At 31.9% G+C, this 13497-nt stretch carries 17 protein-coding genes; 6 read left to right on the top strand and 11 right to left on the bottom strand.

Translation table 11 applies throughout. The annotated features are described in order from the left end of the window. Positions 1-57: 57 nt before the first annotated feature. Positions 58-2094, top strand: a complete 2037-nt coding sequence (locus Q0739_RS12490) for a dihydrofolate reductase (protein WP_298239075.1) — start codon at positions 58-60, stop codon at positions 2092-2094. A 270-nt stretch (positions 2095-2364) separates the two neighbouring features. On the opposite strand, the gene Q0739_RS12485 is transcribed toward Q0739_RS12490, so the two are convergent. Then, positions 2365-2550, bottom strand: a complete 186-nt coding sequence (locus Q0739_RS12485; protein ID WP_298239074.1) for a hypothetical protein — start codon at positions 2548-2550, stop codon at positions 2365-2367. A gap of 69 nt (positions 2551-2619) precedes the next feature. On the opposite strand from Q0739_RS12485, the gene Q0739_RS12480 reads away from it, so the two are divergent. Continuing rightward, complete coding sequence (locus Q0739_RS12480) at positions 2620-3006, top strand: nucleoside triphosphate pyrophosphohydrolase family protein (RefSeq protein WP_298239073.1); 387 nt, start codon at positions 2620-2622, stop codon at positions 3004-3006. Between the two features lie 164 nt (positions 3007-3170). Here Q0739_RS12480 and Q0739_RS12475 read toward each other — a convergent pair whose 3' ends face one another. Then, positions 3171-4238 (bottom strand): branched-chain amino acid aminotransferase, encoded by a 1068-nt coding sequence (locus Q0739_RS12475; RefSeq protein ID WP_298239072.1) that lies wholly within the window; start codon positions 4236-4238, stop codon positions 3171-3173. Between the two features lie 94 nt (positions 4239-4332). Here Q0739_RS12475 and Q0739_RS12470 point away from each other — a divergent pair, with 94 nt between their 5' ends. The 3 genes from Q0739_RS12470 to Q0739_RS12460 all read left to right on the top strand — a co-directional run bounded on the left by Q0739_RS12470 (position 4333) and on the right by Q0739_RS12460 (position 6565). Then, on the top strand, positions 4333-4836 hold the full coding sequence (locus tag Q0739_RS12470; protein WP_298239071.1) for a DUF4920 domain-containing protein: 504 nt from the start codon (positions 4333-4335) through the stop codon (positions 4834-4836). A gap of 2 nt (positions 4837-4838) precedes the next feature. Continuing rightward, entirely contained in the window at positions 4839-5537 is a 699-nt protein-coding gene (gene mnmD, locus Q0739_RS12465; protein ID WP_298239070.1) for a tRNA (5-methylaminomethyl-2-thiouridine)(34)-methyltransferase MnmD, read from the top strand. 122 nt (positions 5538-5659) lie between these two features. Further along, entirely contained in the window at positions 5660-6565 is a 906-nt protein-coding gene (locus Q0739_RS12460) for a TIGR01777 family oxidoreductase (protein WP_298239069.1), read from the top strand. Positions 6566-6658: 93 nt separating this feature from the next. Here Q0739_RS12460 and Q0739_RS12455 read toward each other — a convergent pair whose 3' ends face one another. From Q0739_RS12455 to Q0739_RS12435, 5 genes are read right to left on the bottom strand one after another with little or no spacing between them, the layout of a single operon-like run. Continuing rightward, positions 6659-7150: a DUF192 domain-containing protein gene (locus Q0739_RS12455; RefSeq protein ID WP_298239068.1), complete on the bottom strand. Its 492-nt coding sequence runs from the start codon at positions 7148-7150 to the stop codon at positions 6659-6661. A gap of 1 nt (position 7151) precedes the next feature. Further along, a complete protein-coding gene (gene lgt / locus Q0739_RS12450; RefSeq protein ID WP_298239067.1) occupies positions 7152-8081 on the bottom strand; it encodes a prolipoprotein diacylglyceryl transferase in 930 nt (309 codons plus the stop codon). A 15-nt stretch (positions 8082-8096) separates the two neighbouring features. Next, positions 8097-9224, bottom strand: coding sequence for a peptidylprolyl isomerase (locus tag Q0739_RS12445; protein WP_298239066.1), 1128 nt, complete (start codon positions 9222-9224; stop codon positions 8097-8099). Between the two features lies 1 nt (position 9225). After that, on the bottom strand, positions 9226-9777 hold the full coding sequence (gene gldI / locus Q0739_RS12440; RefSeq protein WP_366140802.1) for a gliding motility-associated peptidyl-prolyl isomerase GldI: 552 nt from the start codon (positions 9775-9777) through the stop codon (positions 9226-9228). Continuing rightward, positions 9767-10786, bottom strand: coding sequence for a bifunctional oligoribonuclease/PAP phosphatase NrnA (locus Q0739_RS12435; protein WP_298239065.1), 1020 nt, complete (start codon positions 10784-10786; stop codon positions 9767-9769). The genes gldI and Q0739_RS12435 overlap by 11 nt, the downstream gene beginning before the upstream one ends. A gap of 88 nt (positions 10787-10874) precedes the next feature. Between Q0739_RS12435 and Q0739_RS12430 the strand changes: the two genes are divergently transcribed. Then, positions 10875-11294 carry a nucleoside-diphosphate kinase gene (locus tag Q0739_RS12430; protein WP_298239064.1) on the top strand — a complete coding sequence of 140 codons (420 nt, stop codon included), beginning with the start codon at positions 10875-10877 and terminating at the stop codon, positions 11292-11294. A gap of 75 nt (positions 11295-11369) precedes the next feature. Here Q0739_RS12430 and Q0739_RS12425 read toward each other — a convergent pair whose 3' ends face one another. The 4 genes from Q0739_RS12425 to recF form a co-directional block, all read right to left on the bottom strand. Beyond that, the gene (locus Q0739_RS12425; RefSeq protein ID WP_298239063.1) at positions 11370-11561 is read right to left on the bottom strand and encodes a cold shock domain-containing protein; all 192 of its coding nucleotides are present in this window, start codon (positions 11559-11561) and stop codon (positions 11370-11372) included. 153 nt (positions 11562-11714) lie between these two features. Beyond that, positions 11715-11906 carry a cold shock domain-containing protein gene (locus Q0739_RS12420; protein ID WP_042242688.1) on the bottom strand — a complete coding sequence of 64 codons (192 nt, stop codon included), beginning with the start codon at positions 11904-11906 and terminating at the stop codon, positions 11715-11717. Between the two features lie 100 nt (positions 11907-12006). Further along, the gene (locus Q0739_RS12415) at positions 12007-12303 is read right to left on the bottom strand and encodes a DUF721 domain-containing protein (protein WP_298239062.1); all 297 of its coding nucleotides are present in this window, start codon (positions 12301-12303) and stop codon (positions 12007-12009) included. Between the two features lie 7 nt (positions 12304-12310). After that, positions 12311-13390, bottom strand: a complete 1080-nt coding sequence (gene recF, locus Q0739_RS12410) for a DNA replication and repair protein RecF (RefSeq protein WP_298239061.1) — start codon at positions 13388-13390, stop codon at positions 12311-12313. Positions 13391-13497 lie beyond the last annotated feature (107 nt).

Below are 13497 nucleotides of genomic sequence, written 5' to 3'. Positions count from 1 at the left end.
CAATAATTTTAATCGTTTAATTGCCCATATTTTGAAGAACAATAAATTAATATTACTATGAAACTAAAATCATTCTTAAGCATCTTATTAGTTGCTGCCTTTTTGTCGTCATGCGTGGACGATAAATCTAAAAAACAAGAAGAACCAGCAATTGCTGAACCTACCGAATTTAATTATAATGTAGAGCAATTTGCCGATATTAAAATTCTACGATACCAAATCCCAGGATGGGATAACCTCTCGTTAAAGCAACAAAAACTTGTTTATTACTTAACGCAAGCTGGACTTTCTGGAAGAGATATAATGTGGGATCAAAATTATCGTCACAATTTAAAGATTAGAAAGGCTCTAGAAAATGTTTATACGAATTATGACGGCGACAAATCTTCCAAAGATTGGAGTACTTTTGAAACCTACTTAAAGCGTGTTTGGTTTAGTAATGGTATTCATCATCATTATTCGAATGATAAATTAAAGCCTGAGTTTTCGTCAGATTATTTAAGTCAATTACTAGCTGCGACAAATACTACTTTAGAAGGAGATGCGTTTGATGTTATTTTTAATGATGCCGATAGTAAAAAAGTAAATCAAGCCAAAGGTGTGGATAATGTAGCTCTTTCTGCGGTTAATTTTTATGGACCAGATGTTACAAATGCTGATGTTGAAAGTTTTTATAAAGCTAAAGTATCACCAAACCCTGATAAACCTTTATCATTTGGATTAAATTCTCAATTGGTTAAAGAAAATGGTGCACTTAAAGAACGCGTCTATAAATCTGGAGGATTATATGGTTCGGCAATTGATGAGGTTGTAAAGTGGTTAGAATTGGCTAAAGGCGTTGCTGAAAATGAAGCTCAAGAAAATGCCTTAGGATTATTAATAGACTATTATAAAACGGGTGATTTGCAAACTTGGGATGATTATAATGTGGCCTGGACAGGCGCTACGGAAGGCGATATAGACTATATTAATAGCTTTATTGAGGTATATAATGATCCGTTGGGTTATAGAGGTTCGTATGAGACTATCGTCCAGATTAATGATTTTGATATGTCTCAAAAAATGGCAGTTTTATCTGAAAATGCACAATGGTTTGAAGATAACTCACCGCTAATGGACGAACATAAAAAGAAGAATGTGGTTGGTATAACTTATAAAGTAGTTAGTGTAGCAGGAGAAGCAGGTGATGCTTCACCAAGTACACCAATAGGGGTAAATTTACCAAATGCCAATTGGATTAGAAAAGCAGTTGGAAGTAAGTCGGTCTCGCTAGGAAATATAACAAATGCTTATAATAATGCATCGAGTTCGGGACGCCTTAAAGAATTTGTTCACGATAAAGAGGAGCTTGAATTAGAAGAAAAATATGGGCAATTAGCCGATAAATTACATACAGCGCTACACGAAGTAATAGGTCATGCCTCTGGGCAGTTAAATCCTGGAGTTGGTGAAACAAAGGAAACTTTAAAAAATTATGCCTCTACTTTAGAAGAAGGACGTGCCGATTTAGTTGGGTTATATTATTTATACAATTCTAAGCTTCAAGAGTTAGGTTTGGTTGAAGATTGGAAATCAATTGGAAAAGCAGCCTACGATGGCTATATAAGAAACGGATTAATGACGCAATTAATACGTTTAAACTTAGGAGACGATGTTGAAGAAGCGCATATGCGAAACAGACAATGGGTTTCTGCTTGGGCTTACGAAAAAGGTAAAGCCGATAATGTGATTGAAAAAGTTACGCGTGATGGAAAAACCTATTTTAATATTAATGATTATGATAAGCTTCATGATTTATTTGGACAGTTACTACGTGAAACACAACGTATAAAATCGGAAGGCGATTATGCTGCCGTTGAAGCCTTAGTTGAAGGTTATGGCGTAAAAGTAGACCAAGCTATTCATACCGAAGTTTTAGAAAGAAATAAACAGTTCCCATCAGCTCCTTACAGTGGTTTTGTAAATCCAGTTTTAATACCAGAAACTAACGATGCTGGAGAAATAACAGCAGTAAAGGTTACGCAACCAGAAACCTTTTCTGGACAAATGTTAGATTATAGCAAACACTATAATTTTTTACCCGAGGTAAATTAGAGGTAATAGGTTTGTAAATTTATTTAAAAACAGATTCTTTAATCAAGGATCTGTTTTTTTGTTTACGCTAAAAACGAGTAAAAGTAGGTTAATAACAATAAGCACTGTAACGAGTAAAAGTATTTTCATTGCCTGTTTGATTTAGTTATAAAATAGATACAAATTAAATCGATTGGTTGCGTTTAATTTCAAGGGGTTTATTATATAACAGTTTAGACCACAATTCTCCCACTAAGTCACATAATATTTATTGCGAAATTGATAAAGAATTTATTTGAATAAAAATTTAATAGCAGTAATAAACAGGATAAAAGCTATAAAGGCAATAAGAATCCAAACACTACCAGCGTAGAATCGTTTATGAAGTTTTAAATCTTTTCGATAAGTAAAAGCAATTATTATAGCAAAAGCAATAAAAAATAAAACTCCGAAAATGATTTGACCTTTACTAAACATATAGTTATTTTTATACAAATTTAATGAAAACAGATTTCCTTATTTAGGGAAATGAAAAATATATTGTTAATGAAGAACAAAATAGAAGCAGTAAAAGCATTTCATACAGCATTTAAAATTGGGCATAGAGAAACACCTAAGGCAGATTTAGGTTTGGCAAAAAATATGTTACGCTATAAATTGATGCGCGAAGAAAATGAAGAGTACCTAGAAGCTGCTAATAATAATGACTTAATTGAAGTTGCCGATGCATTAGGCGATATGCTTTACATATTATGCGGAACTATTATAGAACATGGAATGCAGTATAAAATAGAAGAAGTTTTTGATGAAATCCAACGAAGTAATATGAGTAAATTAGGCGAAGACGGACAACCAATTTATCGTGAAGATGGAAAGGTTTTAAAAGGACCTAATTATTTTAAACCTAATATCGAATCTATTTTAAAAGTATAAAAAAAAGAGGCTGTCTAAAAAGTCTTTATAGCTTGATTTGTCAGGTTGAGCCTGTCGAAACCGATATTGACTAATTAGTAAGTTAAAAACATTTCGACAAGCTCAATATGACATCTAACTTAATTTTTAGACAGCCTCTTTTTTTGTAATATATTATAAGTTAGCTATTTAACTGCATAACGCCATCCATATGGATCTTCAGCTTTATTAGTTTGGATATCTGTAATACGCTTTTTTAAGTAACTAGCATAAGTATCCTTCAATTCTGGTAAATCATAATCTTTATCTTTATAACCAAATCCAGAAATAGGTGAAATTACCGCTGCAGTACCAGCACCAAACATTTCTTTTAACGAGCCATCTTTTGCAGCAGCAACCACTTCATGTACCGAAAGTTTTCTTACTTCAACAGGAATACCTTCAGATTCTGCTAATTGGATGATGCTCTTTCTTGTTATACCATCCAAAATTCTATCACTTGTTGGACCCGTTATTAATGTATCGTTAATACGAACAAAAATATTCATAGCTCCAGCTTCTTCTATATACTCATGTGTATTATCATCTGTCCATATAACTTGTTGATACCCTTTTTCAACCGCTAATTGGGTTGGATAAAATTGACCAGCATAGTTTCCTCCGGCTTTAGCAAATCCAACACCTCCATTGGCAGAACGAGAGTATTTTTGTTCAATTAAAACGCGCACCTTTCCTGAGAAATAAGATCCTGAAGGAGCAGTTGCTATTATGAACTTGTATTCATCTGCAGGTGAGGCATGAAAACCATTGCCAGAAGCAAATACAAACGGTCTAATGTATAATGAACTTCCTTCATTTTTTGGAATCCAATCACTATCCACTTGCAATAACGTTTTTAAACCATCCATAAAATAACTTTCAGGGAGTTCTGGAATAGCTAATCGCTTTGATGAAATATTTAAACGCTTAAAATTATCTAAGGGACGAAATAACCAGACGTTTTCATCAGCATCTTTATAAGCCTTCATTCCTTCAAAAACAGATTGTCCGTAATGAAAAATCTTTGCAGAAGGATCTAAAGAAATAGATTGATATGGCATTACTTTAGGAGCTTGCCATTTACCCTCTTTATAATCACAAACTAACATGTGATCTGAAAATGTATTTCCAAATTTTAAGTTGTTAAAGTCAACTTCTGTAATTTTGGAAGTTTTTGCTTTTATAACCTCTATGTCATTGATTATAGCATTCATAAGCCAAGTAATTTATTACTACAAATTTATACAAAAACGTTTTTAAAAAAGGGGTATATTTACATAAATCGTTTAAAATTGAAATATTCATACCATGAAGCGAATTACCTTATTAATTATCAGTGTATTAGTGTTAAATTCTTGCAAAAAGAAAAGCGCTAACAACGCCGAGGTACAACTAGAAGAAGAAAAAATAGAATATGCGTCTTTTGGTAAAGATATTATTGCTGATGATGCCATAGATGTAACCTCAATGGCTGCACATTATAAGACTATGCAGACAGGAGATAGTATCAATTCTAAAATGAAGGCAAAAGTTAGTGAGGTTTGTCAAGCAAAAGGTTGTTGGATGATTTTAAATACTGGCGATGGGAGTGAAATTATGGTTAAGTTTAAAGATTATGGTTTTTTTGTACCCAAGGATATTTCAGGTAAAGAAGTTATTGTAAACGGACAGGCTTACGTAAAAGAAGTTTCTGTTGATGAACAACGTCATTATGCTAAAGATGCGGGTAAATCTGCAGAGGAAATAGCCAAAATAACAGAACCCAAGAGAACCTATTCGTTTGAGGCAGATGGCGTTCTAGTAATTCAATAATTTTGGAACGAAAAATTGTTATAACTGGTGATGGTTCTTCTACAATTCATTTGCCAGAATGGGATGAGCAATATCATTCGAAGCATGGAGCTATACAAGAGGCATATCATGTTTTTATAAAACATGGGTTGCATTATTATTGTAATTCTGTTTCGAAAGGTGTTGAAGTTTTTTCAGAATCTCGTGAGGGTGTTTCTATTTTAGAGATAGGTTTTGGTACAGGACTAAATGCATTTATCTCTTTATTGGAAGCAGAAAAGTTAGCTATTCATATTGATTACGCTGGAGTTGAGGGATATCCTGTTACCATGAAAGAGATAAACCAATTGAACTACGCTAAGGAGTTGAATTTTGATAAAAGTCAAGAGTATTTTAAAAAGCTACATAGTATATTTTGGGAAGAAAAGCACCAAATAACATCTTGTTTTTCATTGTTAAAGCAGAAGAAATTTTTTGATGAAGTTGAGGATATAAATAAGTTTAACATCATTTATTTTGATGCCTTTGGAGCAAGAGTACAACCAGAATTATGGACAGAGAAGGTTTTTAAAAAAATGTATAATGCACTAAAACAAAAAGGAGTTTTGGTAACTTACTCTGCAAAAGGGAGTGTGCGTCGTGCTATGCAAGCAGTGGGCTTTAGTGTTGAAAAGCTTCCTGGTCCGCCAGGTAAAAGAGAAATGCTACGAGCCACTAAATAGTATGTAATGAAATACAATAGTTAGAAATTTAAAAATTGGTAGCCACCTATATTTTTCTGTTAAACCTAATACAAAACCCTAGTTATCTTACTTGTCATTTTGTAATTTTATAAAAAAAGAAAATGCGCGTTTTAATTACAGGAGCTACAGGACTTGTTGGACAAGAGATTGTTAAGCTATGTCGCGAAAAAGACATTAAGGTAAATTACTTAACTACAAGAGTTTCTAAAATTCAACAAAAAGATGATTATCAAGGTTTTTATTGGAATCCAAATAAGCAAGAAATAGATGAAAATTGTTTTAAAGGCGTTGATGCAATAATTCATTTATCTGGTGCAAGTGTTTCAAAACGTTGGACAACATCTTATAAAAAAGAAATTTTGTCTAGCAGAATAGCATCAACAGAACTTCTAATTAATAGTTTAAAGGGTGAAACACATTCCATAAAGCAAATTATTTCGGCTAGTGCCATTGGTATTTACTCAGATTCACTTATCAACTATTACGATCAATCTTCTAATAAGTATAGTGAAGCTTTTTTAGGCAGGGTAGTACAGTCATGGGAAAAAGCAGTCGATGGTTTTTTAGATTTTAATATCACTGTTTCTAAAATTAGAATTGGATTAGTTTTATCTAATAATGGAGGAGCCTTACAAGAAATGGTTAAGCCTATTAAGTTTGGATTGGGAGCTTCTTTTGGTACTGGAAAACAATGGCAATCATGGATACATGTTCAAGATTTAGCAAGTATGTTTTTATATGTTTTAGAAAAAAATATATCAGGTATTTATAATGGTGTGGCACCAAATCCAGTAACTAATAATGAGTTAACTAAAACAATAGCGACTGTTTTAAAGAGACCTCTTTTTCTGCCTAATATTCCTAAGGTTTTTATGAAATTTATTTTAGGGGAGATGTACACGTTATTATACGATAGCCAACGTGTAAGCTCTAAAAAAATTGAAAACAAAGGGTTCTATTTTAAATTTCATCATTTAAAACCTGCCTTGGAGGATTTGTTAGGTTAGTAGGATGTTTTTTTTAACTTCAAATTATTTCATAGAAAATAACGCTAACCTAAAGTTTTTTATGTAAAGTAAATTTTATTAGTTGTAGTTTCTTTATTTAAAAGATAAACTATCTCCAACAGAAAGCAGCCAATTATTAGATAAACCAGCATTAACTTCTATAACATATTTGGCTGGAGCATTGGACGGGAGAGATGTTTCGTTTAAAGGTTGTGCATTCTTTTGAAAACTTACAATTTTTAAATCACTGTTTACATAAATTAAGTCCAAAGGAATTTTTGTGTTTTTCATGTAAAATGAACGTTCTTGTTCATCATCAAAAACAAATAGCATCCCTTGATTGTTTTGCATTGAACTTCGATACATTAACCCAGTTTGTCTTTCAAATTCTGTGTCTGCAATCTCTATGTCTAAATTAATTTGTGTAGAGTCTGAAGTTATTTTATGCAAAGTAAGTTCGCCTTCTTTTTTGAAGAAAACTTCGGTTTGCTTTATTGGTTTTTTATTGTCTTTACAAGAAGTATATGCAAATAGAATACTTATAATAAGTATGTAATTAATTAATTTTAAATTTCTGTTAGTCATACTAATTCACTACCGTTTTGGGCTTATAAATAAGCATAAAATACAATCCAATAATAATAAAAGGAATACTAAGCCATTGCCCTGTATTAAAGCCCAGCCAGTTAATATATTCGTCACCTTGAGGTTCTTTAACAAATTCTACAAAGAAGCGTACGGTCCAAAGAAGTAGTAAAAATAAGCCAAAAAGAAAACCTGTTTGATCTCTTTTTGTGGTTTTAGAATAAAAATACCATAGTATTAAAAATACAAAAATATATGAAAACGATTCGTACAATTGAGCTGGATGTCTAAATGGAACTGCTTCCAATAAACTTTGAAACTGTGAATTATCTGTTACTGCATTGTATGCTTTTTGTACATCTTTGATGCCTGTTAATTGTGTAATTTGGCTTTTATAATAGTAATCTTGAATAAATCGGACTCCCATATTAGAATCGGTTACTTTACCTATAATTTCAGAATTTATAAAATTGCCGATTCTTATAAACACTGCTCCAGAGGCGACCGATATAACGACGCGATCTAATACCCAAAGGAGCGATTTGTACTTATATTTTTTTCGATACAAATACATGCCAATAATTATCCCAATGGCAGCACCATGACTAGCTAAGCCTTGAAAACCAGTAAATTCAAATCCACCTTTAAATTTGAAAGGTAAGAAAATGCTAAAAAAATCTTGTGATATTAATTCTGATTGGTAGAAGAGTACATGGCCAAGACGCGCCCCAATCATAGTTGCTAATACTGTATAGATAAAAAGCGGATCTAGATAGTCTAAAGATATTTTTTCTTTAGTAAAAATACGCTTCATAATATACCAACCAATTACAAAAGCTATCACCCACATAAGGCTGTAAAAGTGTAATTTAAAATTACCTATAATGTCGATACCTGTTACTGGATTCCAGTCAAATTTTAATAAATACATAATTTTTTATTACAACTATTTTATAAGTTCAAGAATTTCTACTTCAAATATAATATTGGATTTAGGTGGAATTCCATTGCCGCCAGCTTCTCCATATGCCAAATGATAAGGAATAAACAATGTAGCTTTATCGCCTACGTGTAATTGCTGTAACCCTTCTTTAAACCCAGGAATCATACGTGCGTCTGGTCCACAATCTGCTTCAATAGGCTTGTAACCACCAGCTTTTTTTTGTCTTTCATTAACAGCATCAAGTGCTTCGGCCGTTTCTAATTTACTTGTTTGAAGTAGTTTGCCATCTTCAAAATAAACGGCATAATGCGTTAATGCTTTCGATGTTTCCTTTAACGGATTTCCACTGCCATTTTCAGTAATATAATATTCTAATCCAGATGGAAGTTTTATGGCTTTAGCTCTTTGATTTGCGAATTTATTCTTTGTAGTTTTTAAAATATTTGCTGCTTTTGCTGCTTTTTCTTTTTCGAGACGTTCAGCTTCTGCAAAATGATTTTCAAAAATATCAGGCGCATTGAAAGATTTGGCTTTGTTTCCTTTTCTTATAATATTTAACTCTTCAATAAGGATATCTTGAACTGGTTTATTTCCGCGTTCTACTTTAACATTCGATATAGAATCTTGTATGTCTAATCCAATTATTAATTCCCCAAAAACACTATGAATATTATCTAAATGAGGTTTTGGAATTTCAGTGATAAAAAACTGGCTACCATTAGAGTTTTTCCCAGGATTTGCCATTGATAAGATGCCTGGTTTGTCATGTTTTAAGTCAGGATGGAATTCGTCTTTAAATTTATATCCTGGGTTGCCAGTACCATTAGCCAAAGGGTCGCCACCCTGAATCATGAAATTATTCATAACACGATGAAAAGTTAAACCATTATAAAACTTTTTTCCTTTATAAATACTGTCGACCATAGTATTAGTGCCTTCTGCTAACGAAACAAAATTAGCTACCGTTACTGGTACTTTTTCGTGTTCTAATTTAGCAACCATTATACCTTTAGTCGTTACAAATTCTGCATAAATACCGTCTTCAAGATTTGGGTACTGCGCTTTGCAGGAAGTAAGGCTTAAAAGAATTACAATTATTAAAAATTTTATTGAACACTCTATTTGCTTCATATTAATTAGATTGATTTTCTTTAATGGCGAGTACCGTAACTTCACATATTAAAGGCATATTACTACCAATTTTATTTTGGTCGCCATAGTAACCGTAGGCTTTTTGAGAAGGAAATAAGAAAGTTACAGTTTCACCAGTTTTCATAAGTTTTAATCCTTCTCTTAAACCAGTAAACAACTCTTGTTTATCCATAACATAGCGTTGTGCTTGTATGTCTTCTTTTGAATATACGAGTGTTCCATTAAGAGATTTAACATTGTAATTATAATCAATAATATCTCCAAAATTTGGTGTATTTAAAGAGTCAATCTCAGATTTTGAATTATAGTAATACCAAAACCCGCTTTCTGAAGCTATAAAGTCCATTTCTGGTTGTTGCTCCATTACTTTAGTGATACTTGATTTTTCTTGAGCATTTAATTTTATATTTCTTTCTACAGAGGCATCGATAAAAGAACCTGTTTTAACAGTTACAGGTTTACGTGCTTCTGGAGCCTTGCAGCTTACCAACGAAAGTGCTACAAGTACTATGGTTATTAGTTTATTCATCATTCAGGGCTTTATTATAACTAGGCAATATACTAATAAATTTTTCAATTGTATTGTTTAACGATTCGTAGCTTTTCCCACCAGCGGCATTGGTATGTCCACCACCATTAAAATGTGTTCTGGATAATTCATTAACCGAGAAGTTTCCCTTAGAACGTAACGAAATTTTAATAATACCTTCTTGTTTGTCTTCAATAAATATGGCTGCTAATACCACATTATTTAGTGATAGACCGTAGTTAACAACACCTTCAGTATCACCCTTTTTGTAATTAAATCGATGCAATTCTTCTTGAGATAAAGAAATATAAGCGGTCTTATATTCTGGAATCACCTTTAAATTGTTAAGTGCACATCCTAAAAGTTGTAACCGCTCATAACCATTAGTATCGTATACATTATTATGAATTTCAGTATTGTTAGCACCTTTATCAATTAGTTCCGCTACAATTTTATGGGTGGTACTTGTGGTCGATTTAAATCTGAAAGAACCAGTATCTGTCATAATACCAACATAAAGACAAGTTGCTATGGTAGCATCAATTTTACCAGTGTCTTCAAGCATATCGATAAAATGATAAACCATTTCGCAGGTTGAACTCATGGCTACATCACTAAACATATAAGTGGCATAATCGTCAGGTGCTTGATGGTGGTCAATCATAATTTTTAGCCCTTTACTTTCGGTTAAAACAGGTTCCATATTACCTGTTCTATGAAATGCGTTAAAGTCTAATGTAAAAATAATATCGGCTGCATTAATTAAACTATTACAAGTTTCTGTTTGGGCATCATATCTTATAATAGAATTTTCTCCTGGTAACCATTTTAAGAATTCGGGAAAATCGTTTGGCACTATTACCACAGCGTCATGGTTGCTTTTAATAAGATAATGATATAATGCAAGTGTAGAGCCAACTGCATCTCCATCTGGGTTTTTATGTGGTACAATTACTATCTTTTTTTTTGTAAAAAGTAGTTGTTTTATACTAGCAATTTCTTCTGTATTCATAGAAGACGAATATACAATTTTTTAAAATTGGATAAACTTGTTTATAATGTGAAATAAGTTATTTTTGCAAAAAAATAATAAAATTATAATGGCAACAAATAGAACATTTACAATGCTTAAGCCTGATGCAGTCGAAAAAGGACATATTGGCGCAATATTAGATAAAATTTCAGCTTCAGGGTTTAGAATTGTAGCAATGAAATTAACTCAAATGACAAAAGCAGACGCTGAAACATTTTATGCAATACATAACGAACGTCCGTTTTTTGGTGAGTTAGTAGAATATATGACACGTGGACCTATTGTGGCTGCTGTTTTGGAAAAAGAAAATGCAGTAGAAGATTTTAGAACCTTAATTGGAGCTACTAATCCTGCGGATGCTGCTGAAGGAACAATTCGTAAGTTATATGCAGCTTCTATGGGAGAGAATGCAGTACATGGTAGCGATAGTGATGAGAATGCTGCTATTGAAAGTGCATTTCATTTTTCTGGAAGAGAGATGTTTTAATAAAATAGAAATAAAATACTATTAAAAAAGCCTGCAACTTGCAGGCTTTTCTTTTTTAGTAAAGTGATAAATATATTATATTACTTTAACGTTTACGGCATTTAGACCTTTTCGACCTTCCTGTAAATCAAATTCAACTTCATCACCTTCGCGAATCTCGTCAATTAATCCAGAAATGTGAACAAAATGTTCTTTACTTGAACCTTCTTCAATGATGAAACCAAACCCTTTGGAGTCATTGAAAAATTTTACTGTTCCTTTACTCATGTTTAATAATATTAAATTAATTACTTATTACTTTGCAAACTTAGTGCCAATTTATTATTCGCAAAAAATATGCTTTGAAAAGATAATAAATAAAAAAAAGCCTGTCAAATAAATTCGACAGACTTTTAATTTGTAATTGTTAAAGTATATATCTTAGATTACTTTTACGTTTACGGCGTTTAATCCTTTTCTACCTTCTTGTAGATCGAATTCAACTGCATCACCTTCACGAATTTCATCGATAAGTCCTGAAATGTGTACGAAATGTTCTTTGTTGTTGTCATCTTCAACTATGAAACCAAATCCTTTAGAATCGTTGAAAAATTTTACGGTACCTTTACTCATTGTAATATGTATTAAATAATAATTAAGCGCCAAAGGTACTACAAATTACTTTATGTTTGTGCTTTTAGTTGTCTTTTTTAGAAATATTTTTTGCCTGTAATTATCGTAGAATCAATTTTTTAACGATTTCTTTGCCTAGTTCTTCGTTAAGCATGCTAATAATTTTTTGTTTTCCATAGCTTAATTCTTCTCTCAAAACACTAGAACTTAATTGTATGTATAGTGTATTGCGCTCTAGTTGAATACCAGTTGTATAATTATTAACGCCATTGCCCATTAGTTTTACCCAAGCGTCTGCAACATTCACTTTATCCAAGCCTTTTTCAAGCTTGTTGGTTTCAACAAATTCTTTTAAAGCATCTTGAATACTTCTATGTTCGTTATTGCGTTTGGCCATAATTCTATTATAATTTAAAAATCTCGTAGGATTGATGTACTTGTTTCACAGCATTTTCAGTTCGTTCGGCATGTGTATCACTTATAAAAATTTGTCCAAAATTCTCATCGTTCACTAATTTAATGATTTGTGAAACTCGTTGTTCATCTAACTTATCAAAAATATCATCAAGTAATAAAATAGGGTTTACACCACTTTGTTCTTTTATAAAATCGAATTGTGCTAGCTTTAGAGCAATTAAAAATGATTTTTGTTGCCCTTGGCTGCCAAACTTTTTAATAGGGTGTCCTTCTATATTAAACTGTAAATCATCTTTATGAATACCAACACTGGTATATTGCAAAGCCTTGTCTTTATTTATTACACGCCTTAAAAGACTGTCAAGCTTGTCTTCAAGCAAATCGCTATTATAAACTAAATTTACCAGCTCCTTCCCATTACTAATGGCTTGATAGCGCATTTTAAAAATAGGAATAAAAGCTTCTAAAAAAGCACTACGCTTTTTAAAAATTTCGGAACCATAATCGCTTAGTTGTGTGTTATAAACATCTACAGTATCGTTATTATAGGTGTGGTTTAGTGCAAAATATTTTAGTAAAGCATTCCTTTGAGCGAGTACTTTATTGTACTTTATTAAATTACTTAAGTAGCTTTTGTCGCTTTGAGATATAACACTGTCTATAAATTTGCGACGTGTATCACTACCATCGGTTATAAGGTCTCTATCTGCGGGAGATATTATTACTAATGGTAAAAAACCAATGTGCTCGCTAAATTTATCGTAAATTTTAGCATTGCGTTTAATTACTTTTTTTTGCCCTCGTTTCAAACTTATAATCACTTTTTCAACTTTATCGAGTTTTTGATAGTCGCCATTGATCACGAAAAAATCTTCACCATGTTTAATGTTTTGTGTAGCAACAGGATTAAAATAACTTTTCCCAAATGAGAGATGATAAATAGCATCTAGAACATTTGTTTTACCAATGCCATTGTTACCTACAATGCAGTTTATTTTATTATTAAACGTAAACGATTTACTATCGAAATTTTTATAATTAAGAAGTGAAAGTGATTTTAAAATCATAAAAAAGATAACTTATGGCTATTGAGAAGCAGTAACTCTATAAAAGAGTTGCAAATTATTGAAAAATATCAAATAAATTACCTTTTAGTTAAGAAGAAAAATTATAT

Source organism: uncultured Algibacter sp. (assembly GCF_947487605.1).
Classification (GTDB): Bacteria; Bacteroidota; Bacteroidia; order Flavobacteriales; family Flavobacteriaceae; genus Algibacter_D.
The sequence above is the reverse complement of the archived record's forward strand: the minus strand, read 5'-3'. Positions and strand labels throughout refer to the sequence as shown.